Below are 24,833 nucleotides of genomic sequence, written 5' to 3'. Positions count from 1 at the left end.
AGTGCAGTGCCCAGACGGTGAGCAGATACAGCGCCGTCGGCAGCGTCACCGCCGCGGAGGCGGACAGGGTCGAGATGTGCGCCTTGCCGATCGCCTGCTCCACCGCCACCTCCAGCCCCGCACCGATCGCCGCCGCCGAGGCGAAGATCAGGTAGTGGCCGTAGCCCCACAGGAAAGCCTGCCGGTTGGTGCGCAGGTGGCCGTGGATGGGCACGACGAAGTAGATCCACCAGGCGGCGAAGATGATCAGCAGTCCGCCCGCGGCGATGGGCAGCAGGTCGGTCAGGGCGTCGTTCTCGTCGATGCCCGACTTCACGGCGACGGTGGCCGCCGCGATGGTCTCGCCGAGCACGATGATCGTGAACAGGCCGTACCGCTCGGAGATGTGGTGCGGATGCCAGGACGTGGGGTGGCCCCGTTCGGCGAACGGCGGCACGCACATCTCCAGCACCGCCATCACCAGGAAGACCCACGGCCGCGCGCCCTCCGGCAGGAACAGCAGCCCGAGCCAGCCGACCTGGCACACCAGTACGCCACCGGCGTACCGCAGCGCCACCGTCTTCTCGGCGCCCTCGCTCGACAGGGCGGCCCGTATCCACTGCGAGACCATGGCCAGCCGCATGATCAGGTAGCCCAGCCAGACGGCCAGGAACTCGTGGTCGTCGAAGGCCCGGGAGACCCCGGCCGCCAGCACGAGCACGCCGGCGACCTGCACCAGGGTGACGACCCGGTAGAGCACGTCGTCGTTGTCGTAGGCGGAGGCGAACCAGGTGAAGTTCATCCACGCCCACCAGATGGCGAAGAAGACCATCGCGTAGTTGAGGATCCCCTCGCCCGCGTGCCCGTGGGTGACGGCGTGCACCAGTTGCACGCCCGCCTGGGCGATGGCGACGACGAAGCACAGGTCGAAGAAGAGCTCCAGCGGGGAGGCGACGCGGTGCGCCTCGTCCCGGCCACGGGCCGTCAGCCTGCGCAGCGGCCTGCCGCTGGTGTTCGCGCCGGAGTGGGCCGGCCGCGGAGTCGGGCTGCTCGTCATGCGTCCAAGCACACCAGATAACCCGGCGAATTTCTTGTGAAGCGATTCACAAGTGGGCGGGGGTCCGGATTCCCGACGGAAAGGCCAGGTCAGTGGCCACCGGTGGCGTTCTGATCGATTATCGATAGGACCTTCGGCCCCTGATCGAGGACCAATGCGCCGCCCACGCGCGTCCCCGCCGACGTGCAATGGACCCATACCGACGAAGCGATGCGGAAGGTGCGGGCCATGACTGCCACTCCTGCGGAAACCACCACCGTCACTCCCACCGCGCCGCCGGCGGCGCCCCAACCGTCGACGCCGGAGGACGCCTGGGCGGGGTTCCGGGGCGGGCTCTGGCGCGACGCCATCGACGTCCGTGACTTCGTCCAGCGCAACTACACCCCGTACGAGGGCGACGGCTCCTTCCTCGCCGGCCCCACCGAGCGCACCACCAAGGTCTGGAACAAGCTCCTGGCGATGTTCCCCACCGAGATCGAGCGCGGCGTCTACGACGTCGATGTCCACACCCCGTCCCGCATCGACGCCTTCGCGCCCGGCTACGTCGACCGCGACCTGGACCTGATCGTCGGCCTGCAGACCGACGCCCCGCTCAAGCGCGCCATCATGCCCAACGGCGGCTGGCGCATGGTCGAGGGTGCCCTCAACGCCTACGGGTACGAGGCCGACCCCGCCGTCCGGGAGATCTACACCAAGCTCCGCAAGACCCACAACGACGGGGTCTTCGACGCCTACACCCCCGAGATCCGCGCCTGCCGCTCCTCCGGCATCATCACCGGCCTGCCCGACGCCTACGGCCGCGGCCGCATCATCGGCGACTACCGCCGCGTCGCCCTCTACGGCGTCGACCGGCTCATCGCCGCCAAGCGAGCGGATAAAAGCGCAGTCGAAGTCCTCTGGCCGAGTGCGGAGGTGATCCAGGAACGCGAGGAAACGGCCGAGCAGATCCGCGCCCTCCATGAACTCCGGGCCATGGCTCTCTCCTACGGCTACGACATCTCCGGCCCCGCCCGCACCGGCCGCGAGGCCGTCCAGTGGCTGTACTTCGCCTACCTCGCCGCCGTCAAGGAGCAGAACGGCGCCGCCATGTCGATCGGCCGCATCGACGCCTTCCTCGACATCTACCTCCAGCGGGACATCGAGGCCGGTCTGCTCACCGAGTCCGAGGCCCAGGAACTCGTCGACGACTTCGTCATCAAGCTGCGCATCGTGCGCTTCCTGCGCACCCCCGAGTACAACGAGCTCTACTCCGGCGACCCCACCTGGGTCACCTGGTCCATGGGCGGCATCGGTGCCGACGGGCGCCCGCTGGTCACCCGCACCACCTTCCGCGCCCTCAACACCCTCTACAACCTCGGCCCCGCCCCCGAGCCCAACCTCACCGTCTTCTGGTCCCCGCGCCTGCCGGAGGCCTTCAAGAAGTACGCCTCCCAGGTCGCCATCGACACCAGCGCCCTTCAGTTCGAGTCCGACGAGCTCATGCGCCCCAAGTACGGCGACGACACCGCCATCGCCTGCTGTGTCTCCGCCATGGCCATGGGCAAGCAGATGCAGTTCTTCGGCGCCCGCGTCAACGTCGCCAAGGCCCTGCTGTACGCCATCAACGGCGGCCGCGACGAGAAGACCGGCAAGACGGTCGTCGAGGGCTTCGAGCCGATCACCGACGAGTACCTCGACTACGACCTCGTCCTCGCCCGCTACGACGAGATGCTCGGCTGGCTGGCGAAGACCTACGTCCACGCCCTCAACGTCATCCACTACATGCACGACAAGTACGCCTACGAGCGCCTGGAGATGGCCCTGCACGACCGGGCGATCCTGCGCACCATGGCGTGCGGCATAGCCGGCCTGTCGGTCGCCGCCGACTCGCTGTCCGCCATCAAGCACGCACGCGTGAAGGTCGTCCGCGACGCCAGCGGCCTCGCCGTCGACTACGTCGTCGAGGGCGACTACCCGGCGTACGGCAACAACGACGACCGGGCCGACTCGCTGGCCCGCTGGATCGTCCACGACTTCATGGAGAAGGTCCGCCGGCACCCGACGTACCGCGACGCGGTGCACACCCAGTCGGTCCTGACCATCACCTCGAACGTCGTCTACGGCAAGAAGACCGGCAACACGCCCGACGGCCGCCGCGCGGGCACCCCGTTCGCCCCCGGCGCCAACCCCATGAACGGGCGTGACGAGCACGGCTACATCGCCTCGGCGCTCTCCGTCGCCAAGCTGCCGTACGACGACGCGGAGGACGGCATCTCGCTGACCAACACCATCACCCCGGACGCCCTGGGCCGCACCCCCGAGGAGCGCGTCGCCAACCTGTCCGGCGTCCTGGACGGCTTCATGACCAGCGACGGCTTCCACATGAACGTCAACGTCCTGGACCGGGCGACCCTCGAGGACGCGATGGAGCACCCCGAGAAGTACCCGCAGCTGACCATCCGGGTCTCCGGCTACGCGGTCAACTTCGTCCGCCTCACGCGCGAGCAGCAACTCGACGTCATCAACCGCACCTTCCACGGTGCGCTGTAAGGGACGAGGACGATGACCACGCTTCTTCCTCCGGCGCCGCCCCTGGCGGCGCCGGGCCGCCGGCCCGCTTTCGCGGCCGCCACCCCGGCCGCCGCGGCTACCGGGCGTCCGGTGGTCGGCTCGGTCCACTCGTGGGACCTGTCGACCGGTGTCGACGGCCCCGGCACCCGCTTCGTCACCTTCCTGTCCGGCTGCCCGCTGACCTGCCTGTACTGCCACAACCCCGACACCTGGAGGATGCGCGACGGCAAGCGCACCACGGCCGACGAGGTCCTCGCCGAGGCCGGCAAGTACACGCGCTTCATCGCGGCCTCCGGCGGCGGCGCCACCATCAGCGGGGGAGAGCCCCTGCTCCAACCCGCCTTCACCGGCGAGCTGCTGCACCGCTTCAAGCACGAACTGGGACTGCACACCGCCCTCGACACCTCGGGCTTTCTCGGCGTCCGCGCCACGGACGCCTTGCTGCGGGACACCGACCTGGTGCTGCTCGACATCAAGTCCTGGGACCGCGCCACCTACCGCAAGGTCACCGGCCGTCCGCTGCAGCCCACCCTCGACTTCGCCCGCCGCCTCGCCGGCCTCGGCCAGGAGGTCCACGTCCGCTTCGTCCTCGTGCCCGGGCTCACCGACGCCCCGGCCAACATCGAGGGCGTCGCCGCCTTCGCCGCCTCCCTCGGCAACGTCACCCGCGTCGACGTCCTGCCCTTCCACAAGCTCGGCGAGGCCAAGTGGCAGGCTCTCGGTCGCCGCTTCGTGCTCCACGACACACCCGCCCCGACCGCCGAGCAGACCGCCCTGGCCAGGAGCGTCTTCGCCTCCCACGGGCTGCTCGCCGTCTGAACGACCGGGCCGGCGTGCGCCCCCGGGGCCGTACCCTGGAGACATGAGCACCGCCCCAGGCCCCGAACCGCGCGAGCCGAAGCCCGCGCTGATCTTCGACGACCCGCTGGACCAGCAGTCCTCGGACGACACGGACCGCGGGTGGGGCGAGCGGCCCGCTGCCGCGCACGACAGCGCGGCCGACCTGAAGCGCTTCCTCGACGAGAAGCCGCCGCACCACCTCTGAGCCGCCCTGACCGCCGCCCGCCACAGGCGGCGCAGCGCTTTTCCTACCGCTCGTCGCGCGCGGACCCGCGCTGCGCGACGAGCGCGTCGCGGATCTCCTTCAGCACCTCCAGCTCGGTCACCTCGATGACCTCGTGCGTGCCCTCCCGCGCCTTCCGGCGGGCCTCCAGCCGCGCCAGGTACTTCGACATCGGCAGCACCATCAGGAAGTAGACGACAGCCGCGGTGATCACGAAGGTGAGCGTGGCACCCAGGACCGAGCCCCACATGATCGGAACGCCGGTCTTCACCGTCCCGTCCGCGTTCACCACGCACGGGTCCTTCAGGCAGTACGTGTAGCCGTCGAGGTTCTTCGTGCCGATCGCGCCGACGAGCGGGTTGATGATCCCCTTCACCACCGAGTTCACGATGTTGGTGAAGGCGGCGCCGATGACCACCGCTACCGCCAGGTCGACGACGTTCCCGCGCATCAGGAAGGCCTTGAAGCCCTGCCAGACACTCGGTTCCTTCTTCTCGCTCACCGCGGGGCCTCTCCTCGCACGCACAGGCTGTGGAACAAACAGCTCCGCAACCTACGTCAACACGCTGCCCCCCTGTCCAACCGGGTGGCTCGAACGACGTGGTGGAGAGAAAGCCGCGCACCATGCGCAAGACCGTGTTCAGCACAGCGTCACCGCCAGCCGAGCCGTCGCGCTCGCACCGGCGAGGCGAGCCGCTGTCGCACGGGGGACGGAGAGCACGACCAGCGCGCCGTTCTCGCTCGCGCCGTCCATCGTGCCGCCCAACGGCTCCGGCACCTTCGTCACGCGTGCGCCCCGCGCCACCACGCGGGCGTCACCGCCCGTCGGCGTCTCCTGGGCGGCGATGACGTCCACCCGGTCGCCGGGCCGCAGCAGCCGGACCGTCGCGGCGTCGGCGATGCGTACCGGCGCCGACACCCACTGGACGGCACGGTGCTGCCGTACGCGATCCGCCACCGGATGCCCGCGGGCACGGTCGGAATCCCCCGGCCCGGCTGCGACCAGCGCCGCCGCCGTCACGGCGAGGCCGGCTGCCAGGGCTCGCCTGCGGTGCCGTACCAGCCGGGCCAGTTGACAGCGGCCGCCGCGCACCCGCACGGGAGCGAAGTGCGGCACCTGGCACGTGGCGGGAATCTCGGCGCCGGGTGGGCGCGGCGACGACGGGGACGGGAAGAGCGGGGGAGGGGGAGGGACGGTCATGCGGGATCACCACCTGCGACGAGAGTTCGGCTTGCGAGCCCACGATGAGGCTTCGCGCCGATTCCTGCCGAGACCGGTGGATCACCGACGGGTTGTGGACAACTCCCTCACCCGAACGGGACGTTCCGCATCCCGGACACCCCCGCCGCCCCGCGCTACGGCAGCTCGAACCCCGGATTCATCCCGCCGAGCGCGTTCACGCACAGGCAGTCCCGCTCCTCGGTCGTGGGCAGCGCGGCCACCGCGTCGAACAGCACGCCCCGCAGCCGGTCCACGTTCGCCGCGAACACCCGCAGCACCTCGTCGTGCGAGACGCCCTCGCCGGTCTCGGCACCCGCGTCGAGGTCGGTGACCAGCGTCATGGACGTGTAGCAGAGTTCGAGTTCACGGGCGAGCGCCGCCTCGGGGTGGCCGGTCATGCCGACCACGGACCAGCCCTGTGCCTGGTGCCACAACGATTCGGCACGGGTCGAGAAGCGCGGCCCCTCGACCACGACGAGCGTGCCGCCGTCCACCGGCTCCCAGTCCCGGCCGCGCGCGGCCTTCAGCGCGGCGGTGCGGCCGACGGGGCAGTAGGGATCGGCCAGGGACACGTGCACGACGTTCGGCACGGTCCCGTCGGGCAGCGGCAGTCCGTCGAAGTACGACCCCGCCCTGGACTTCGTACGGTCGACCAGCTGATCCGGCACCAGCAGCGTGCCCGGCCCGTACTCGGGGCGCAGACCGCCCACCGCGCACGGCCCGAGAACCTGGCGCACGCCGACCGACCGCAGCGCCCACAGATTGGCCCGGTAGTTGATCCGGTGCGGGGGCAGGTGGTGGCCGCGGCCGTGCCGGGGCAGGAAGGCGACCCGCCGGCCGGCGACCTCGCCGAGGAAGAGGGAGTCGCTGGGCGGCCCGTAGGGGGTCTCCACCTGGACCTCGGTCACGTCGTCGAGGAAGGAGTAGAAGCCGGAGCCGCCGATCACGCCGATCTCGGCGTTCGCCTGATTCGCCATGCCCGCACCCTAGCCGCCGGTGCGAACGCCGAAGACCCCGCCGTCGGACGACGACAGGGTCCCGTAAGGAGTGGGCCTACGCGGCGGAGCTGCTGGAGGTGGAGCTGGTGCTCGACGACTTCGAGTCCGAGGACGTCGAAGAGGACGAGGAGGACGTCGAGGGCTTCGACGACGCCGGCGAGCTGCTCGACGAGGAGCCGCGGCTGTCGTTGCGGTAGAAGCCCGAGCCCTTGAAGACAATGCCGACGGCGGAGAACACCTTCTTCAGGCGGCCACCGCAGCTGGGGCACTCGGTCAGGGCGTCGTCGGTGAACTTCTGCACCGCCTCAAGGCCCTCGCCGCACTCGGTGCACTGGTACTGGTAGGTCGGCACTGTCTTCCTCCTGGCACTCTCACTCAATGAGTGCTAACGAAGGTCCATAGTGACGTATTCCCGGGAATCAGTCCACTGCCAGCGGTACGCGGTGACCGACGCCACGTGCGACCGTCACGCTCCGGGGCCGGCCGGCCAGCCTCGAACGCAGGGCGAGGAGGGTCGTCAGGGCGAGCAGCGTGCCGCCCATCGGGACCAGGAACCCGGCACCGTCCCAGAAGCGGTCCTCCAGCTGCCCGGCGACGGTGACGGCGGCCGCCTGACCGAGCGCGACCGCGCCCGTCAGCCAGGTGAACGCCTCGGTGCGCGCGCCGGACGGGACCAGGCCCTCGACCAGCGTGTAGCCGGTGATCAGCGCGGGCGCGATGCACATGCCGACCAGGAGGCCGAGCCCGGCGAGCACCAGCACGGAGTGCGCGCTCCACAGGCCGGAGGCCGCCAGAGCGAGCGCGCCGTAGGCGACGAGGAGGCGCCGCTGCGGGGCCACCTTCCAGGCGATCGCGCCGCAGACGATGCCGGACAGCATGTTGCCCGCGGCGAAGACCCCGTAGAGCACGCCGTTCAGGCCGGGCTCGCCGATCGACTCGCTGAACGCCGCCAGCGAGACCTGCATGCCGCCGAAGACGGAGCCGATGCCCAGGAAGGCCACGATCAGCACGCGCACACCGGGGACGCGCAGCGCGGAAGCGTGCTCCACGCGTGCGTGCCCGACGCCGGTGACAACGGGCTGCGTGCCCTTCTGCGCCGCGAACAGCAGACCGCCGATCAGGGTGAGCCCGGCCTCCGTCACCAGGCCGGCGGCCGGGGCCACGGCGGTGCACAGGGCGGTGGCGAGCAACGGGCCGACCACGAAGGTCAGCTCGTCCGTGACGGACTCGAAGGCCGCCGCGGTGGCCATCAGGGGCGAGTCCTGGAGCTTCACACCCCAGCGGGCGCGCACCATGGGGCCGATCTGCGGTACGGAGGCGCCCGTCGGCACGGCCGCCGCGAACAGCGCCCACAGGGGCGCGTGGGCGAGCGCGAGCGCCGTGAGGCCCAGGCCCGACAGGGCGTGCACCAGCACGCCCGGGACCAACACCGCGCGCTGCCCGTACCGGTCGGCGAGGCGGCCGCTGTACGGCGCGAACAGCGCCATGGAGACGCCGGTGACGGCCGCGGCGGCGCCCGCCGCACCGTACGAGCCGGTGGTGTGCTGCACGAGCAGCACGATGGAGAGGGTGAGCATCGCGAACGGCTGACGCGCCGCGAAGCCGGGGAGCAGGAACGTCCAGGCGCCGCGCGTGCGCAGCAGATGCCCGTATCCCGGGCGGGAGGTTGCCGGCGAGTCCTTCGACGGCTTGTTGGTGACCGTGGACGCCACGGCCCGTGCCTTTCTGCCGCCTGGTAGCGCGCCCGTGCGGGGGCACCGAGAGCTGTCCTCTTGCGCGGACTGCGGTAGATGCCGGCGCTCACGTCGAGGAGCGTCCCGGCCGCCATACGGTCGCGCCAGCTCTGCGTCAGGCAGAGTTGGTTCGATCAGGAAGTGCCTTCATCGTACAGGGAGCGACGCCTGCTACGCCTGTGAAAAGCGGCACCATAAGGGCGTTAACCTGCGATTGCCGGGGGCGTGAACCGTACGAAACGCGCCCTTAATCCCACGAAACGCGCCGTTAACGGAAGGGGGCGCCGTAGCGGGCGCCCTCACGCGCGCCCTCACGGTGCCGGGTTCGCGCCGTCCGTCCCCAGCCATCCGGCCAGCTTGCCCCCGTGACCCACGGCCCGCAGCCGTCGCTCCGCCGCGTCCCGGACCGGATCCGTGGCGACGACGAGCAACTCGTCCCCGCGCCGCAGCACCGTCGTGGGCATGGGAACAAACGATTTTCCCTCACGCACGACCAGCGTGACCGCGGCCCCGGCCGGCAGCCGCAGCTCGTTGATCTCGACGCCGTGCATCTTCGACCCCTCGGGGATCGCGACGGACAGCAGATGCCCGCGCAGCCGCTCCAGGGGCGCCGACTCGATGCCGAGGTCGGCCGCCTCACCGCTGTCGCCCAGCCGCAAGGTGCGCGCCAGCCACGGCAGCGTCGGCCCCTGGATGAGCGTGTAGACGACGACCAGCACGAAGACGATGTTGAAGATGCGGCGGCTGCCGTCGACGCCGTTCACCATGGGGATGGTCGCCAGGATGATGGGCACGGCGCCGCGCAGCCCCGCCCAGGACATCAGGCTCTGCTCCTGCCAGGCCACCCGGAACGGCGTCAGGCACAGCACCACGCTCAGGGGGCGCGCGACCATGGTGAGCACCAGACCGATGACGAGCGCCGGCCAGACGTCGTCGCCGAGCTCGTGCGGGGTGACCAGCAGGCCGAGCAGGACGAACATGCCGATCTGGGCGATCCAGCCCAGCCCGTCGGCGAACCCGCGCGTGGCGGGCCAGTGCGGCAGCTTGGCGTTGCCCATCACCATCGCGGCGAGGTAGACGCCCAGGAAGCCGCTGCCGTGCGCCAGCGCGCCCCCCGCGTACGCCGTGACGGCGATCGCCATGACGGCGATGGGGTAGAGGCCGGAGGCCGGCAGTGCGACGTGCCGCAGGCCCCAGGCGCCGAGCCAGCCGACCGCCAGGCCGATGGCCGCTCCGATGGCCAGCTCCAGCGCTATCTCCGCCACCAGCACGTACCAGTGCTCCACCGGTCCCGCCGTGGAGAAGGCGACGACCAGGATGACCACGGGGGCGTCGTTGAAGCCGGACTCGGCCTCCAGCGTGCCCGTCACGCGCGCGGGGAGGGGGATCTTCCGCAGCACCGAGAAGACCGCCGCCGCGTCCGTCGAGGAGACGACCGCCCCGATGATGAACGCCTGCCGCCACTCCAGCCCCGTGAGGTAGTGCGCCCCCGCCGCCGTGACCCCGACGCTCACCGCGACCCCGACCAGCGCCAGCACGGAGGCGGCCGGAAGGACCGGCCTGATCTCCTTCCACTTGGTGCCCAGACCGCCCTCGGCGAGGATCACGACCAGGGCGGCGTACCCGATGACCTGGGTCATCTCGGCGTTGTCGAAGTGGATGTCACCGATCCCGTCCTGGCCCATGAGGATGCCGATCCCCAGGTACACGAGCAGGCTGGGGAGCCCGCTGCGCGAGGAGATCCGGACCGCTGCCACGGCGACGAGCAGGACGAGCGAGCAGACGAGCAGAAGCTGGTTGAGGTGGTGGACAGTCAGCGGCCGTTCCCTTCGCTGGCTCGCGCACATCCCGCGCGGGAGCTCACGTACATGGGACACGAAGTCCGGGAACCTCGCATCCAAGTACTTCGTTACCTTACCTAAGTCTTGACGATTTCTTGACGCTGAGGGAGGCAAGATCGAACGTCCGCCGGCGCTGGTTCCCGACTCCGCGTCAAGTGCTGTCAGGCCCTGCGCCTATGGTTGCTCCAGCGCTCATTCGAAGTCACAGCCCGCCTGCCGCTCGCGTTAGGACAGCAAGGACAGCGATGCCCCCCAACACCACCGCCTCAACGGGTCAGCAGCCCGGCAAGTCCGGCAGGAAGAAGGGGCGCAGAGCCCGCCTGATCGTCCTCGTGCTCGTGCTGGCCATCGTCGGAGGCATCGCGTACGGGGCGTACTGGTCCATCAGCACCGTCCGGGCCTCCTTCCCGCAGACGAAGGGGTCGATCTCGCTGGAGGGCCTGTCGGGGCCCGTCGACGTCAAGCGCGACGGCAACGGCATCCCGCAGATCTACGCGTCCTCCGACGAGGACCTGTTCATGGCGCAGGGCTACGTCCAGGCGCAGGACCGGTTCTACGAGATGGACGTGCGCCGGCACATGACCGCCGGGCGCCTGTCGGAGATGTTCGGCAAGAGCCAGGTCAAGAACGACGAGTTCCTGCGCACCCTGGGCTGGGACCGGGTGGCCAAGCAGGAGTACGACACCAAGCTCTCGGCCTCCACGAAGAAGTACCTCCAGGCGTACGCCAAGGGAGTCAACGCCTACCTTGAGGGCAAGGACGGCAAGGACATCTCCCTGGAGTACGCGGCCCTGGGCTTCACCAACGACTACAAGCCCGAGAAGTGGACCCCGGTCGACTCGATCTCGTGGCTGAAGGCGATGGCGTGGGACCTGCGCGGCAACATGCAGGACGAGATCGACCGCGCTCTGATGACCAGCCGGCTCGGCCCCAAGCAGATCAAGGACCTCTACCCGGACTACCCGTACAGCCGCAACCAGACGATCGTCCAGGAGGGCCAGTACGACGAGCTCACCCAGACGTTCGAGCAGAGCTCCGGCACGTCCTCCAGCGGGACGTCCACGAGCGGGACGGGCACGTCCTCGTCGGCCTCGTCCTCGTCGAGCGGGACCTCCGCCCTGCAGAGCCAGCTGGCGGGCCTGTACAACGTCCTGGACGACGTCCCCACGGCCGTCGGCGTGAACGGCCAGGGCATCGGCTCCAACTCCTGGGTGGTGGCCGGCAAGTACACCATCACCGGCAAGCCCCTGCTGGCCAACGACCCGCACCTGTCGGCCTCGCTGCCGTCCGTCTGGTACCAGATGGGCCTGCACTGCCGGACCGTCTCCAGCAAGTGCCAGTACGACGTCACGGGCTACACCTTCGCCGGAATGCCCGGTGTGATCATCGGCCACAACCAGAACATCGCCTGGGGCATGACCAACTCGGGCGTCGACGTCACCGACCTCTACCTGGAGAAGGTCAGCGGCGACGGCTACCTGTACGACGGCAAGGTCAAGCCGTTCATCACGCGCGAGGAGACCATCAAGGTCGCCGGCGGCGCCTCCAAGAAGATCATCGTCCGGGAGACCGCCGACGGGATGCCCCTGCTGTCCGACCGCGACGACGAGCTCGTGAAGGTCGGCAAGAAGGCCACCGTCGACACCGCGGCGCCCGACCGCGGCGACGGCTACGGCATCGCCCTGCGCTGGACCGCCCTCGACCCGGGCACCTCCATGGACGCCGTGTTCGCGATGGACAAGGCGTCGAACTGGACCGACTTCCGCGCCGCGGCCGCCCAGTTCGACGTGCCCTCGCAGAACCTCGTCTACGCCGACACCGACAACAACATCGGCTACACGCTGCCCGGGAAGATCCCCACGCGCGCGAAGGGCGACGACGGCTCCATCCCGGCGCCGGGCTGGGACTCCAAGTACAAGTGGACCGGCTACATCCCGCAGGACGCGCTGCCCTATGAGTACAACCCGAAGCGCGGCTACATCGTCACCGCCAACCAGGCCGTGATCGACGAGGACAAGTACCCCTACACGCTCACCACGGACTGGGGTTACGGCACCCGGAGCCAGCGCATCACCGACCTGATCGAGTCGAAGATCAAGGGCGGCGGGAAGATCTCCACCGACGACATGCGCCAGATGCAGCTGGACAACAGCAGCGAGATCGCCAAGCTGCTCGTGCCCAAGCTGCTGAAGATCGACATCGACGACAAGGACGTCCGCAACGCGCAGAAGCTCCTGGAGGGCTGGGACTACACCCAGGACGCGGACTCGGCCGCGGCCGCCTACTTCAACGCGGTCTGGCGCAACATCCTCAAGCTCGCCTTCGGCAACAAACTGCCCAAGGAGCTGCGGGTCAAGGGCCAGTGCCTGTGGGTCGACCCGGTCAACACCACGGGGCCGGTCGACGAGACCCAGAAGGTCCGCGAGTGCGGCCAGCGCGACGCCGACCAGGCGCAGCCGGACGGCGGCGACCGCTGGTTCGAGGTCGTGCGCAACCTCATGAACGACGAGAACAGCGACTGGTGGAAGACGCCCAGGTCCGGCACCCGGCCCGCGGCGGACAACCGCGACGAGCTGTTCAAGCGCGCCATGATCGACGCCCGCTGGGAGCTGACGGCCAAGCTCGGCAAGGACATCGACACCTGGAGCTGGGGCCGGCTGCACCGCCTGTTCCTGAAGAACCAGACCCTCGGCACGGACGGCCCCGGCTTCCTGCAGTACATCCTCAACCGCGGCCCCTGGAAGCTCAGCGGCGGCGAGGCCACGGTCAACGCCACCGGGTGGAACGCCGCCGGCGGCTACGGCGTCGTGTGGGTGCCCTCGATGCGGATGGTGGTCAACCTCGGCGACCTCGACAAGTCGAAGTGGATCAACCTCACCGGAGCCTCCGGACACGCCTACAGTGCGCACTACACCGACCAGACGAGCAAGTGGGCCAAGGGCGAACTGCTCGACTGGAGCTTCTCGGAGAAGGCCGTCGACGACAGCACGAGCGACACGCTGGTGCTGAAGCCGTGAGCCGCTGACGCCGGACGGTGAGATGTCGAAGGGGCCCTCCACGCGTGCGTGGAGGGCCCCTTCGCGTGCGTGCGCTGGTCAGGAGCGCGTTGTGGGCGCGGGGCGCGCGGCGATCTCCGCGCGCCCCGCGGCCGTTCATGCGTCGCTGGGGAAGCGGTGCACGCCCGACGGTGTCACCACCGCGTGCACCGGCCGGTCGTGCGCCTCCTCCGGCACGCGCGCAACGACCTCCGCGTCGTAGAGCAGCACCACCAGCGCGGGATGCGCACCCGCGCGCTCCAGCCGTGCGAGCACGCGGTCGTACGATCCCCCGCCCCGCCCCAGCCGCATCCCGCGCGCGTCGACCGCCAGCCCGGGCAGCAGCACCACGTCGGCCTCGGTGACGGCGTCCGGTCCGAGGCGTTCGCCGGCCGGCTCGAAGAGGATCATTTTCCCGCCGTGTTGGACGCGCGCGAGGGAGTTCGGGCCGTCGTAGGCGCCCCAGTCCAGGTCGTTGTCGGGGAGGAGCGCGGGCAGCAGGACGCGCACGCCCCGCGTGCGCAGCGCTTCCAGGAGCGCGAGCGTGCCGGGTTCGCTCCCCACGGAGACGTACGCCGCCACCGTCCGCGCCCGCGCCAGCTCGGGCAGCTCCAGCGCGCGCTCCGCCAACACGGCCGCGGCCGCCTGTACGTCATCCGCCGTCAACCTGTTCCTCACCGCGAGGAACTCTCGCCGCAACGTCCGCTTGTCAGGCTCGGCTCCAGATCCGATGTGACTCACTGGTCGCACCCGTATCCTTCCTAATGCGCTCATATGAGAGCCAATTAACCGGAGCCACAGATTCCCTACAAAGGCACCGGATAAGGTTGCGGGCATGACTCAGTCGCACCCCAGGATCAGCAAGGCTGTCATCCCCGCAGCCGGCCTCGGCACCCGGTTCCTGCCGGCCACCAAAGCCACTCCCAAGGAGATGCTGCCCGTCGTCGACAAGCCGGCGATCCAGTACGTGGTCGAGGAAGCCGTGGCCGCGGGCCTCGACGACGTCCTCATGGTCACGGGCCGCAACAAGCGCCCCCTCGAGGACCACTTCGACCGCAACTACGAACTTGAGTCCGCCCTGGAGAAGAAGGGCGACGCCAACCGGCTCGCCAAGGTCCAGGAGTCCAGCGACCTCGCGACCATGCACTACGTGCGCCAGGGGGACCCCAAGGGGCTCGGCCACGCCGTGCTGTGCGCCGCTCCGCACGTCGGTCACGAGCCCTTCGCCGTCCTGCTCGGCGACGACCTGATCGACCCGCGCGACCCGTTGCTCGCGCGCATGGTCGAGGTCCAGGAGCAGCACGGCGGCAGCGTCGTCGCCCTCCTGGAAGTCGCGCCCGAGCAGATCCACCTCTACGGGTGCGCGGCGGTGGACCCGACCGGGGAGAGCGACGTCGTGAAGGTGACCGGCCTGGTCGAGAAGCCCGACGCGTCCGACGCCCCGTCGAACTACGCCGTCATCGGCCGCTACGTCCTCGACCCGCACATCTTCGACATACTGCGCAAGACCGAGCCGGGCCGCGGCGGCGAGATCCAGCTCACCGACGCCCTTCAGCAGCTCGCGCAGGACGAGAAGGTCGGCGGCCCGGTGCACGGCGTCGTCTTCAAGGGCCGCCGCTATGACACCGGCGACCGCGGCGACTATCTGCGTGCCATTGTCAGACTCGCGTGCGAACGTGAAGACCTGGGCCCGGACTTCAGGGCCTGGCTTCGCAGTTACGTAGCCGAGGAGATGTAGCGATTTGAGCAGCGCCGCGACCCGCACCACCGGCCCGGACCACCTGTGGTCGGTGGACGAACACCTGGAGGACATCCTCGCCACCGTCCGCCCCCTGGATCCCATCGAGCTGAACCTCCTGGACGCGCAGGGCTGCGTCCTGGTCGAGGACGTCACGGTGCCGGTGTCGCTGCCGCCGTTCGACAACAGCTCCATGGACGGGTACGCGGTACGGGTCGCGGATGTCGCGGGCGCGAGCGAGGAGTTCCCGGCCGTCCTGGACGTCGTGGGGGACGTGGCGGCGGGCCAGGCCGAACTGCTGCACGTGGGCCCCGGCCAGGCCGCCCGCATCATGACCGGCGCCCCGCTGCCGCCCGGCGCCGAGACCGTCGTCCCCGTCGAGTGGACCGACGGGGGCCTCGGCGAGGGCCCGGTGACCGGCATGCGCGCCCGCAGCCTGGCCCCCGAGGGCGCCGCGGGGCACGTGCACGTGTACCGGCCCGCCGAGGCACGCGCGCACGTACGCGCGATGGGCAGCGACGTGAGGGCCGGGGACCGCGCGCTGGAGGCCGGTACGGTTCTCGGGCCGCCGCAGATCGCCCTGCTCGCCGCGATCGGACGCGGCACGGTACGCGTGCGCCCGCGCCCGCGCGTGGTCGTCATCTCCACGGGCAGCGAGCTCGTCCAGCCCGACGAGGAACTGGGCAGCGGTCAGATCTACGACTCCAACAGCTTCGCCCTCACCGCCGCCGCCCGCGACGCCGGCGCCATCGCCTACCGCGTGGGCGCCGTCGCCGACGACGCCGAGACCCTCCGTGCCACCGTCGAGGACCAGCTCGTCCGTGCCGACCTCATGGTCACCACCGGCGGGGTGAGCGTGGGGGCGTACGACGTCGTGAAGGAGGCGCTGTCGTACGTCGGCGACGAGGACGAGGCCGGCAGCGGCATCGAGTTCCGCAAGCTCGCCATGCAGCCCGGAAAGCCTCAGGGCTTCGGCTCCATCGGCCCCGACCACACCCCGCTGCTCGCCCTGCCGGGCAACCCGGTGTCGTCGTACGTCTCCTTCGAGCTGTTCGTCCGCCCCGCCATCCGCAGCCTCATGGGCCTGCACGACGTCCACCGGCCCAGGACCCGGGCGACCCTGACCGCGAGCAAGGCGCTGACCTCGCCGAAGGGGCGCCGGCAGTTCCTGCGGGGCACGTACGCCGACGGCTCCGTGACGCCGGTCGGCGGGGCCGGATCACACCTGGTCGCGGCCCTGGCGCACGCCGACGCGCTGATCGTCGTCCCCGAGGACGTGGAGTCCGTCGAGCCCGGCACGGACGTCGAGGTCGTCCTGCTCGGCTGAGCCACGGGCGCGGGGGCGGCCATGGGGCGGTCCTGGTCAGTTGTTTGCGCCGACTTGGGGGTACCGTGTCGCGCACAACAGGCCCACGCGCCGCACCGCGAGGGGCTCGGACCGGGAGCGCCACACACCATGAGTACGCAGGACCGACTGACGCACATCGACGACGCGGGCGCCGCCCGTATGGTCGACGTATCCGACAAGGACGTGACCGCGCGCACCGCCCGCGCCAGCGGCCGGGTCCTGGTCTCGCCGCGCGTGGTCGAGCTCCTGCGCGGTGAGGGGGTCCCCAAGGGCGACGCACTCGCCACCGCGCGCATCGCGGGCATCATGGGCGCCAAACGCACCCCGGACCTCATCCCGCTCTGTCACCCGTTGTCGGTGTCCGGTGTGAAACTGGATCTGTCGGTCGCGGACGACGCCGTGGAGATCGTGGCCACGGTGAAGACGACGGACCGCACGGGCGTCGAGATGGAGGCCCTCACGGCGGTCTCCGTCGCCGCGCTCACCGTGATCGACATGGTCAAGGCGGTCGACAAGGGAGCGGTCATCACGGACGTACGCGTGGAGGAGAAGACGGGCGGCAAGTCGGGCGACTGGAGCCGGGCGTGAGCGCCGTGGCGCGCGACGACGAGCGTGCGCCGTACCGCGCGCTGGTCGTGACCGCGTCCAACCGCGCCGCCGCCGGTGTCTACGAGGACAAGGGCGGCCCCTTGATCGCCGCCGGCCTCGAAGGCTTCGGCTTCGCCGTCGAGGGGCCGCAGGTCGTTCCCGACGGGGACCCCGTGGAGGCCGCTCTGCGCGCCGCCGTGGACGCCGGGTACGACGTCGTCGTCACCACTGGCGGCACGGGCATCTCGCCGACCGACCGCACACCCGAGGCGACCCGCGGTGTGATCGACTACGAGGTGCCGGGCATCGCGGAGGCCATCAGGGCGTTCGGACGGGAGAAGGTGCCGACCGCCGCGCTCTCCCGGGGACTGGCCGGAGTCGCGGGGCGGACACTGATCGTCAACCTGCCGGGTTCCACCGGCGGGGTGAAGGACGGGCTGGCCGTCCTGGAGCCCCTGCTGGCGCACGCCGTCGACCAGATCCGCGGCGGCGACCACCTCAGATCCGGCGCCACCAGTGGGGGTGCGAGCTGAACAGCCCATCCTGGCCCGTCGTGCTGGCGGACGGCGACATCGTCCTCCGGCCGATAAAGCTGCGCGACCAGCGGGCGTGGCGCGAAGTCAACCGGCGCAACCGGGACTGGCTGCGCCCCTGGGAGGCGACGATTCCGCCGCCCACGCCCACCGGCCCGATCGCGCACCGGCCGACCTACCGTCAGATGGTCCGTCATCTGCGCTCGGAGGCGAACGCCGGCCGGATGCTGCCGTTCGTCATCGAATACCAGGGGCGGCTCGTCGGGCAGTTGACGGTCGCCGGCATCACCTGGGGCTCGATGTGTTCCGGGCACATCGGCTACTGGGTCGACGAGGCGGTGGCCGGCCAAGGCGTGATGCCGACTTCGGTCGCGCTCGTCGTGGACCACTGTTTCCGCACCGTTGGTCTGCACCGCATCGAGGTCTGCATTCGCCCCGAGAACGCGCCCAGCCGCCGGGTCGTGGAGAAACTCGGATTCCGTGAGGAGGGGTTGCGGCCCCGTTATCTCCACATCGACGGGGCGTGGCGCGACCATCTCGTCTTCGCGCTCACGGCGGAAGAGGTGCCCGACGGGTTGCTCAGCCGCTGGCGCCGGGCACGATCCCAGCAGACGTCGCCGGGCACCTCGCACAACACCCCGCGCGACCCGCAGAGCACTCCGGGGAATCCCGGATAGCCGCCGCATAGCCCGGTAAATTGAATACGTGTTCGAAATTGATCGTCCTGTGACCATCTCAAGGCATTAAATTCGCGTGACCGACGGGCTGCTGATCGCATCGGTCACAAAAAAAGTTCGAAATATCAGCCAGATCGTGCGACACACCGGCGCAATTGGCAGATGGCCTCACGCAAACCCCTCTACCGTGTGAGGCGTGAGCAGCAGCGGCCTCATCTACGCAGTCATTGTCGGGGCCTGGGCCGCCTACTTGGTGCCGATGTGGCTCCGTAGGCAGGACGAGCTGAACGAGGCCCGTCCGACGGAACGCTTCAGCACAGCCATCCGGTTGCTGTCCGGACGGGCGGGGATGGAGCGCCGGTACGCCAGGGACCTGCGCGCGCGTTCCGCCGAGGAGGGGGAGCCCAGCGCCGACGCTCCGGACGCCGTCACCGACTCGGTGGACGTCCGGGCCTTCGCCATGCCTCCGACGCGCCCGCAGGCGCGCGCGGAGGTGAAGGCGCCGGCGTCGGCATCCGACCCCACCCTGGCACGCGCGTCCGACCCCATCCAGGCGCGCGCGTCCGATTCCACTCCGGCGCGCGTGTCCGATGTCGCGCCCGCGCGAGCATCCGGCCCCGCGCCGGCGCCCGCGTCGAAATCCGCTCCGGCGCGCAAGCGCGTGCCGGACGCCCGGCGCGCGCCCCTGGCGCCGTCGGCGCAGGCGGCCGCAGCGCGCGCCCGGCGCACGAAGGTCCTCGCGCGCCGCCGGCGCACCACCGTGATGCTCTTCCTCGCCTTCACGCTGGGCGCGATCGTCGCGGCCGTCGGCGGGCTCGCGTTCCTGTGGGCGCCCGGCGTGCCCGCCGTGCTGCTCAGCGCGTACATCGCGCACCTGCGTTCCCAGGAGCGCCGCCGCTTCGCCTACCAGATGGACCGCCGCCGCGCCGAGGCCGCCGCCCAGCGGCTGCGCGAACACCAGCAGCGTCAGCCGCGCCGGCGGGCGACCGTCGAGGCGGACGCCGACGAACCCGACGAGGGACCCGAGCCGGAGATCGACCCCGGCCTCTCCGCCCTCGCGGCCGACCGGCGGGCGCTCGTCGAGCAAACCGACCACGCCGAGTGGGTCGACCAGCAGCGTGAGCGGCAGCGGCTGCCTGGGCACGGGGACAGCTGGGATCCGGTTCCGGTGCCGTTGCCGACGTACGTGACCGCGCCGGTCGCGCCGCGGGCCACCGCGGACGTCGATCTCGGCGCGCCGGACGCGTGGAGCTCGGCACGGTCGAGTGCCGTCGGCCGGGAGCAGGAGGTGCCGGTCGCCGCGGACGTACCCGCGGAGACGGAGCACGCCGAGGAGGAGGCGGACGACGACGGGCGCAGTGACGCCCGCCGGGCCGCCTCGGCTCGGCGGGCGCGGGAACGGGGACGTACGCCGCTGTTCGACCAGTACGAGGACGGCGAGCGCCCGCGCGCCGCCAACGAGTAGATCGCCCGACCGCCTCACCCCACCCCCCGGCGCCCATCCCCACCTGCACGGGCCCTCGCCCGGCGGCGCGGGAACGGATTTCCAAGCACACGGATCGGGGTGCTAGAGTTTCACTCGTTGCAAGGGCCTGTGGCGCAGTCCGGTAGCGCACCTCGTTCGCATCGAGGGGGCCAGGGGTTCAAATCCCCTCAGGTCCACCGCAGCTCAGAACCCCCGCCGGGGAAACCCGGCGGGGGTTCTTTGGCGTCCGGACACGGTGCCGTGAGCGGGGTGGCTCAAAGGGTGTGCGGTGCCAGGGGGTTGGGCGGGGGAAGCTGGTGCCAGAGCAAGTCGCGTCGTGCGTCGGGCAGGCAGGTCGTGCCGGTCAGGCGCATGGCCTCGGTGAGTTCCTCGGTGAGGTCGGTCAGCAGGCGGGTCACTCCCGCCTCGCCGGCAACAGCCAGGGCCCACAGGACCGGGCGTCCGATGAAGACCGCGCGGGCGCCGAGGGCGAGGGCGGCAAGGATGTGGGTGCCGCGGCGCAGGCCGCCGTCGACGTAGACCTCCGTGCCGGCGCCGGCCACCGCGTCGACGACCTCCGGGAGGGCCCAGGCGGTGGGGACCAGGCCGTCCAGTTGGCGGCCGCCGTGGTTGGAGACCAGCAGGCCCGAGGCGCCGGCCGCCGCGAACTCGCGGGCGTTGTCGGCCCGTAGGACACCCTTGACGACCACGGGCAGACCTGTCTGCTCGCGGAGTTAGGCGATGACGGACGGCGTGAGGTCCGGGGCGTGTGCGGCCGCCTCCCGGGACGGCGTGCCGGGCATGTTGCCGTACAGGTCCTCCGGACCGACGAAGTCCGCCACGTGCGCGCCCGGTTTGCCGTGAGAACCGATCACCGGGGTGTCCGCGGGCACGACGACCGCCCTCGCTCCCGCGGCCCCGGCCCGGCGCAGCACCTCCACCGTCAGCGAACGGTCCCGGGCCACGTAGACCTGCACCCACCACGGCGCCCCGCTCGCCGGCAGCGCCGAGAACGGGATCGCCGTGTTCGACGTCACCGCCGGCAGTGAACCGGCGCCGACGGCCCCGCGCGCGGTGGCGGCCTCACCCTCCGGATGCGCCGCGCGCTGCAACGTGCTCGGGGCGACGAGCACGGGCGTCGCGACCGGGGGTGCCCAGCACCGTGGTCGACGTGTCACAGGCGGAGACGTCACGCAGGACGCGCGGGCGCAGGCGGAAGCCGTCCCAGGCAGTGCTCGCCTCGGCCGCGCTCAGGCCCGCGCCGGCGCCCCGACGGAAGTAGCCGTGGATCTCCGGGGGCAGGGATCGCGCCGCCCGTTGCTCCAGACCGTCCATCCAACGACCGATCTCCGTCGCCGTCGTACCTCCCCACACGCACCGGCACCCACGAGGGCCCACGCGTCCATTGCGCGACAGCCGCCGGGAAACGATCAACCCACGACGGGTGAAGTGATCGAGCGCGATCGAGTGCGATCGAGTGATCGAGTGCGAATCGCGTGCGGGAGTGAATGTCAGTGGCGCGTGCTTCCATGGCGGAGTGTGAGGGCCGTCGACGGCAGCACCGTCGCGACGGCCAGGGACGCGCAGGCCGCCGTGGCCGCGGCGAGGGGGAGCCAGGGCATGTGGAACGGGGTGGGGGCCGACAACAGGGTCAGGGCGGTGTGCATGCCCAGGAGGTCGACGGTGGTGATCAGCAGACCCAGCAGGGCGCCGATCGTCACCGCTGTCAGGGATTCCGTGGTGGTCAGACGCAGGACCTGCGAGGGGGTGGCCCCGGCCAGGCGGAGGGCCGTCAGCTCGGCGCGGCGGTCGGTCGTGGTCATGAGGACCGTGTTGGCAAGGGAGACGGCCGTGTAGAGGAGCGCCAGCCCCAGGGTGAGGAGGAGGCCCAGACGTGTGGTGCGGGGAGACGCGGGGTGATGGGCGGACAGCCAGCGTTGCCGGGGGAGCACCTCGGCCGGCGTGCCCGCCGTCGCCGCCCGCAGCGCTCTTCCCACCGCCCGCGCGTCCGCGCCCGGTCGCACCGTCACGTCCACCCGGTCGGTGCGGGCGCCCGGCGCGTTGGCCGGGGTGACGTACGCGCCGTTGTCGCCCGTGCCCGTCGGCATCACCGCGGCGATGCGCAGGGACCTGCGGCTGCCGTCGGCGAGCCGGACCGTCACCCGGTGGCCGACGGTGTGGGTGGCCCACTCCTCGTTGACGACGATCGATTCGTCGTCCAGGGCGGTGAGCCGGCCGGCGGCCAGGGGCACATGAGTCGTCGCGGCGAGCGCGCGGGGCGTCACCGCGCGGGCCTCGGACCTGACCAGGGCCACGCCGTCCTCGACGACGTAGAGGGCGGTCGACGCCGTGGGGGAGACCACGGCGCCGGGGATGGCGCGCAGGCGGCGGAGTGTGGAGGGGACGAAGGGGGTGGAGGCGTCCGGCGTCGTGAGGACGTAGTCGGCGGTGGTGCGGGCGCGGGCCTCCGTGGCCTTCGCCTCCGTCACGGTCGCGGTCGCGCCCAGGAGGGAGCCCGTCAGGGCGACCGTGACCAGGACGGGGGCCGCCACGGCCGCGGTGCGGTGGACGGCGGTGGCGGCGTTCTCGCGGACCAGCATGCCGACGGCGCCGGGAAGGCGCGCCAGAAGACGGACCGAGGGGCGGATCAGGGCCGGGGAGAGCAGGGCCACGCCGGTGATCAGGAGCAGCGGGCGGCTGACGTACGTCTTGCGGTGCAGCAGATCGGACGGGTCGGTCAGCAGGGTGAGGGCGAGGGTCACGGCCGCCGTGACGAGGAGGGCCGGGGCCGTGACGAGGCGGGCGGGGGCGAGCGGCCTGGTGGCGGCCGACGCCTCGCGCAACGCCTCCGTCGGAGCCGTACGGCCGGCGCGCCAGGACGCGGTCAGCGCGCCGCCCAGCGCGACCAGCAGACCGGTCCAGAACGCCAGGTGGTACGGCCAGGCGTGGTCGCCGATCGCGAACCAGGCCGGCGCCAGACCGCCGTCCACCACCCGCGCCGCCAGACAGGGGGCCGCGTATCCGCCCAGCGCGCAGCCCGTCGCCGAGGCGAGCGCGCCGACCAGCAGGGCCTCCGCGCAGACGCTCCGGCGGACCTGGCCCGGCGTGGCGCCCGTGGCGCGCAGCAGGCCGAACTCCCGGCGCCGAGCGGTCACCGTGTACGCGAAGGTGGACGCCACCACGAACACCGACACGAAGGCCGCCACCCCGCCCGCCGTGCCGAAGAGGGCGTTCAACGCCGTGACCGCCTCCCGGTCGCGGTCGGGGTCGGCGTCCGCGCGGCGCCGCGCGTCACCGGTGAGCACCTCGGCGGCCTTACCCACCACCCGCCGTACCGCCGCCGCGTCGGCGCGCACGACGAGCTGCGTGCTCACCGGAGACAGCCGGGCGGCGCGCGCGTCGGTGTAGAACAGCGCCTGCTCGAAGGGCAGGGCGCGGACCGTGCCGACCACCCTCACCGTGCCCGAGTCCGTCCGCAGGAGCCGGCCCGGCCGCGTCCACGCGCCCGTGGCCACCACCTCGTCCGCCGCCCTGGGCGCCCGCCCCGCGCGCAGTCCGTACGGCGCGAACGCCGCCGTCGACCACGGGTGACCCACCAGCCCGCGCGGCCCGCCCTGCACGCGTACGGCGAAGGAGCGGTCCTCGGTGACCTCGCCCAGCCGCCTGAGAGCGGCGACCGTCGAGGCCGGAACCGGGCGCGGGGCGGGCAGGTCCCGGACCTGCGCCCCCACGCGCAGCGTGTCCTGCCCCCGCACCACGACGCCGGCCGCCGCGAACCGTTCCGGATGCCGCTCCGGCGTGTCCGACGCGGCGGCGAGCGCGAGGCCCATGACGGTGACCAGCCCCACGCCGAGCGCGAGCGCGACGAAACCGCCGACGAAGGAGACCCAACGGGTCCGCAGGGTGCGTACGGCGATCAGCAGCACGGCGCGGCCTCCAGCGAGGTCATGCGGGCGGCGATGCCGGCGGCGGACGCGCCTGCCAGCTCGCCGTTCAGCCTGCCGTCCACCAGGAACAGCACCCGGTCGGCCCAGGACGCGGCCACCGGATCGTGGGTGACCATCACGATCGTCCGCCCCTCGGCGTCGACCATGCCGCGCAGCAGTCCGAGGACCTCGCGGCCGGTACGGGAGTCCAGCGCGCCCGTCGGTTCGTCGCCGAACAGCACCTCGGGCCGGGTGACCAGGGCGCGGGCGAGCGCGACGCGTTGCTGCTGGCCGCCGGAGAGCTGGGAGGGCCGGTGCCGGACGCGGTCGCCCAGGCCGACCCGTTCCAGCGCCTCACGCACGCGGGCGCGCGGTGTGCGGCGGCCGGCCAGGCGCAGGGGGAGGGCGACGTTCTGCTCGGCGGTCAGGGCGGGCAGCAGGTTGAAGGACTGGAAGACGAAGCCGATGCGCTCGCGGCGCAGCAGGGTCAGCCGGCGTTCGGAGAGCTCCGTCAGTTCCGTGCTGCCGAGCCGCACCGAGCCCGAGGTGGGCCGGTCGAGGCCGGCCGCGCACTGCAGCAGCGTCGACTTGCCCGAGCCGGACGGGCCCATGACGGCGGTGAACGTGCCTCGCGGGAAGGCGAGCGAGACGTCGTCGAGAGCGGTCAGGCGCGCGTCGCCGGTCGTGAACTTCCGGGTCACCGCTCGTAGTTCGATGGCGTTCATGTCCCACGTCCTCAGTCGTCGCAACAGTCGTCAGGGGCCGAACAGGCCGGGCAGGCCCACCAGGCTGGGCAGCCGCACAGGCCGCACAGGCCGCACAGGCCGCACAGGACCGGGCAGACCAGGCAGGTAGTGCAGCTCAAGTAGGCCCCGCAGGCTCCGAGGCCCCGTAGGCCCGTAGGCTCCGAGGCCCGTAGGCCCGTAGGCCCGTAGGCCCGCAGGCCCCGAGGCCCCGTAGGCCCGTAGGCTCCGAGGCCCCGTAGGCCCGCAGGCCCGAGGCCCCGACGGCCCCGCAGGTCAGAAGGGCCTTGGCGACCAGGGGGCCGGAGGGTTCGGCGGGTCCGGAGGTGTGAGGACA

Annotated in this window: 24 protein-coding genes and 1 tRNA gene; 11 read left to right on the top strand and 14 right to left on the bottom strand. The window is 71.5% G+C overall.

Annotated elements, in window-relative coordinates; translation table 11 throughout:
* Positions 1 to 1,036, bottom strand: a 1,036-nt coding sequence (locus ACYF6T_RS18685) for a low temperature requirement protein A (RefSeq protein WP_461697800.1), incomplete at its 3' end; no start/stop codon positions are given.
* A gap of 89 nt (positions 1,037 to 1,125) precedes the next feature.
* The gene (locus ACYF6T_RS18680) at positions 1,126 to 1,266 is read right to left on the bottom strand and encodes a hypothetical protein (protein WP_461697798.1); all 141 of its coding nucleotides are present in this window, start codon (positions 1,264 to 1,266) and stop codon (positions 1,126 to 1,128) included.
* On the opposite strand from ACYF6T_RS18680, the gene pflB reads away from it, so the two are divergent.
* The 3 genes from pflB to ACYF6T_RS18665 are packed head-to-tail and all read left to right on the top strand — an operon-like array spanning position 1,265 to position 4,631.
* The gene (gene pflB, locus ACYF6T_RS18675) at positions 1,265 to 3,565 is read left to right on the top strand and encodes a formate C-acetyltransferase (RefSeq protein ID WP_461697796.1); all 2,301 of its coding nucleotides are present in this window, start codon (positions 1,265 to 1,267) and stop codon (positions 3,563 to 3,565) included. The genes ACYF6T_RS18680 and pflB overlap by 2 nt on opposite strands.
* A gap of 12 nt (positions 3,566 to 3,577) precedes the next feature.
* Complete coding sequence (gene pflA / locus ACYF6T_RS18670) at positions 3,578 to 4,405, top strand: pyruvate formate-lyase-activating protein (RefSeq protein WP_461697794.1); 828 nt, start codon at positions 3,578 to 3,580, stop codon at positions 4,403 to 4,405.
* 43 nt (positions 4,406 to 4,448) lie between these two features.
* Positions 4,449 to 4,631: a hypothetical protein gene (locus ACYF6T_RS18665; RefSeq protein ID WP_461697793.1), complete on the top strand. Its 183-nt coding sequence runs from the start codon at positions 4,449 to 4,451 to the stop codon at positions 4,629 to 4,631.
* Positions 4,632 to 4,674: 43 nt separating this feature from the next.
* On the opposite strand, the gene mscL is transcribed toward ACYF6T_RS18665, so the two are convergent.
* From mscL to ACYF6T_RS18635, 6 genes are all read right to left on the bottom strand, one after another.
* Complete coding sequence (gene mscL / locus ACYF6T_RS18660) at positions 4,675 to 5,151, bottom strand: large conductance mechanosensitive channel protein MscL (protein WP_461697792.1); 477 nt, start codon at positions 5,149 to 5,151, stop codon at positions 4,675 to 4,677.
* Between the two features lie 138 nt (positions 5,152 to 5,289).
* Complete coding sequence (locus ACYF6T_RS18655) at positions 5,290 to 5,850, bottom strand: RcpC/CpaB family pilus assembly protein (RefSeq protein WP_461697791.1); 561 nt, start codon at positions 5,848 to 5,850, stop codon at positions 5,290 to 5,292.
* Positions 5,851 to 6,005: 155 nt separating this feature from the next.
* Complete coding sequence (locus tag ACYF6T_RS18650) at positions 6,006 to 6,848, bottom strand: S-methyl-5'-thioadenosine phosphorylase (RefSeq protein WP_461697789.1); 843 nt, start codon at positions 6,846 to 6,848, stop codon at positions 6,006 to 6,008.
* Positions 6,849 to 6,924: 76 nt separating this feature from the next.
* On the bottom strand, positions 6,925 to 7,221 hold the full coding sequence (locus ACYF6T_RS18645; RefSeq protein WP_461697787.1) for an FmdB family zinc ribbon protein: 297 nt from the start codon (positions 7,219 to 7,221) through the stop codon (positions 6,925 to 6,927).
* Between the two features lie 67 nt (positions 7,222 to 7,288).
* On the bottom strand, positions 7,289 to 8,581 hold the full coding sequence (locus ACYF6T_RS18640; protein ID WP_461697786.1) for an MFS transporter: 1,293 nt from the start codon (positions 8,579 to 8,581) through the stop codon (positions 7,289 to 7,291).
* A 332-nt stretch (positions 8,582 to 8,913) separates the two neighbouring features.
* Positions 8,914 to 10,449: a potassium/proton antiporter gene (locus tag ACYF6T_RS18635; RefSeq protein WP_461697821.1), complete on the bottom strand. Its 1,536-nt coding sequence runs from the start codon at positions 10,447 to 10,449 to the stop codon at positions 8,914 to 8,916.
* A 239-nt stretch (positions 10,450 to 10,688) separates the two neighbouring features.
* Between ACYF6T_RS18635 and ACYF6T_RS18630 the strand changes: the two genes are divergently transcribed.
* A complete protein-coding gene (locus tag ACYF6T_RS18630) occupies positions 10,689 to 13,460 on the top strand; it encodes a penicillin acylase family protein (protein ID WP_461697784.1) in 2,772 nt (923 codons plus the stop codon).
* 135 nt (positions 13,461 to 13,595) lie between these two features.
* On the opposite strand, the gene ACYF6T_RS18625 is transcribed toward ACYF6T_RS18630, so the two are convergent.
* Complete coding sequence (locus tag ACYF6T_RS18625; RefSeq protein ID WP_461697782.1) at positions 13,596 to 14,252, bottom strand: 5-formyltetrahydrofolate cyclo-ligase; 657 nt, start codon at positions 14,250 to 14,252, stop codon at positions 13,596 to 13,598.
* A 61-nt stretch (positions 14,253 to 14,313) separates the two neighbouring features.
* On the opposite strand from ACYF6T_RS18625, the gene galU reads away from it, so the two are divergent.
* The 7 genes from galU (at position 14,314) to ACYF6T_RS18590 (ending at position 20,024) form a co-directional block, all read left to right on the top strand.
* Entirely contained in the window at positions 14,314 to 15,216 is a 903-nt protein-coding gene (gene galU, locus ACYF6T_RS18620) for a UTP--glucose-1-phosphate uridylyltransferase GalU (RefSeq protein WP_461697780.1), read from the top strand.
* A gap of 4 nt (positions 15,217 to 15,220) precedes the next feature.
* Complete coding sequence (glp, locus tag ACYF6T_RS18615; RefSeq protein WP_461697778.1) at positions 15,221 to 16,543, top strand: molybdotransferase-like divisome protein Glp; 1,323 nt, start codon at positions 15,221 to 15,223, stop codon at positions 16,541 to 16,543.
* Positions 16,544 to 16,672: 129 nt separating this feature from the next.
* Positions 16,673 to 17,152 carry a cyclic pyranopterin monophosphate synthase MoaC gene (gene moaC / locus ACYF6T_RS18610; RefSeq protein ID WP_461697776.1) on the top strand — a complete coding sequence of 160 codons (480 nt, stop codon included), beginning with the start codon at positions 16,673 to 16,675 and terminating at the stop codon, positions 17,150 to 17,152.
* Positions 17,149 to 17,685 carry a MogA/MoaB family molybdenum cofactor biosynthesis protein gene (locus ACYF6T_RS18605; RefSeq protein ID WP_461697774.1) on the top strand — a complete coding sequence of 179 codons (537 nt, stop codon included), beginning with the start codon at positions 17,149 to 17,151 and terminating at the stop codon, positions 17,683 to 17,685. The genes moaC and ACYF6T_RS18605 overlap by 4 nt, the downstream gene beginning before the upstream one ends.
* A 20-nt stretch (positions 17,686 to 17,705) precedes the next feature.
* Complete coding sequence (locus ACYF6T_RS18600; protein WP_461697773.1) at positions 17,706 to 18,362, top strand: GNAT family N-acetyltransferase; 657 nt, start codon at positions 17,706 to 17,708, stop codon at positions 18,360 to 18,362.
* Between the two features lie 196 nt (positions 18,363 to 18,558).
* Positions 18,559 to 19,827 (top strand): divisome protein SepX/GlpR, encoded by a 1,269-nt coding sequence (gene sepX / locus ACYF6T_RS18595; RefSeq protein ID WP_461697771.1) that lies wholly within the window; start codon positions 18,559 to 18,561, stop codon positions 19,825 to 19,827.
* A 123-nt stretch (positions 19,828 to 19,950) separates the two neighbouring features.
* Positions 19,951 to 20,024: transfer RNA gene (locus tag ACYF6T_RS18590), tRNA-Ala, on the top strand.
* A gap of 78 nt (positions 20,025 to 20,102) precedes the next feature.
* Here the strand turns inward: ACYF6T_RS18590 and ACYF6T_RS18585 are convergent.
* The 5 genes from ACYF6T_RS18585 to ACYF6T_RS18565 all read right to left on the bottom strand — a co-directional run bounded on the left by ACYF6T_RS18585 (position 20,103) and on the right by ACYF6T_RS18565 (position 24,478).
* Positions 20,103 to 20,537: an alpha-hydroxy-acid oxidizing protein gene (locus ACYF6T_RS18585; protein WP_461697769.1), complete on the bottom strand. Its 435-nt coding sequence runs from the start codon at positions 20,535 to 20,537 to the stop codon at positions 20,103 to 20,105.
* A gap of 24 nt (positions 20,538 to 20,561) precedes the next feature.
* Positions 20,562 to 20,960 (bottom strand): alpha-hydroxy-acid oxidizing protein, encoded by a 399-nt coding sequence (locus ACYF6T_RS18580; protein WP_461697768.1) that lies wholly within the window; start codon positions 20,958 to 20,960, stop codon positions 20,562 to 20,564.
* Positions 20,911 to 21,162 (bottom strand): alpha-hydroxy-acid oxidizing protein, encoded by a 252-nt coding sequence (locus ACYF6T_RS18575; protein ID WP_461697766.1) that lies wholly within the window; start codon positions 21,160 to 21,162, stop codon positions 20,911 to 20,913. The genes ACYF6T_RS18580 and ACYF6T_RS18575 overlap by 50 nt, the downstream gene beginning before the upstream one ends.
* A gap of 176 nt (positions 21,163 to 21,338) precedes the next feature.
* Positions 21,339 to 23,753 (bottom strand): FtsX-like permease family protein, encoded by a 2,415-nt coding sequence (locus ACYF6T_RS18570; RefSeq protein ID WP_461697765.1) that lies wholly within the window; start codon positions 23,751 to 23,753, stop codon positions 21,339 to 21,341.
* The gene (locus tag ACYF6T_RS18565) at positions 23,744 to 24,478 is read right to left on the bottom strand and encodes an ABC transporter ATP-binding protein (RefSeq protein ID WP_461697763.1); all 735 of its coding nucleotides are present in this window, start codon (positions 24,476 to 24,478) and stop codon (positions 23,744 to 23,746) included. Before ACYF6T_RS18565 ends, ACYF6T_RS18570 begins: the two co-directional genes overlap by 10 nt.
* Positions 24,479 to 24,833 lie beyond the last annotated feature (355 nt).

This window comes from Streptomyces sp. 7R007 (assembly GCF_054850255.1).
This window is presented reverse-complemented; position numbering and strand designations above follow the sequence as displayed.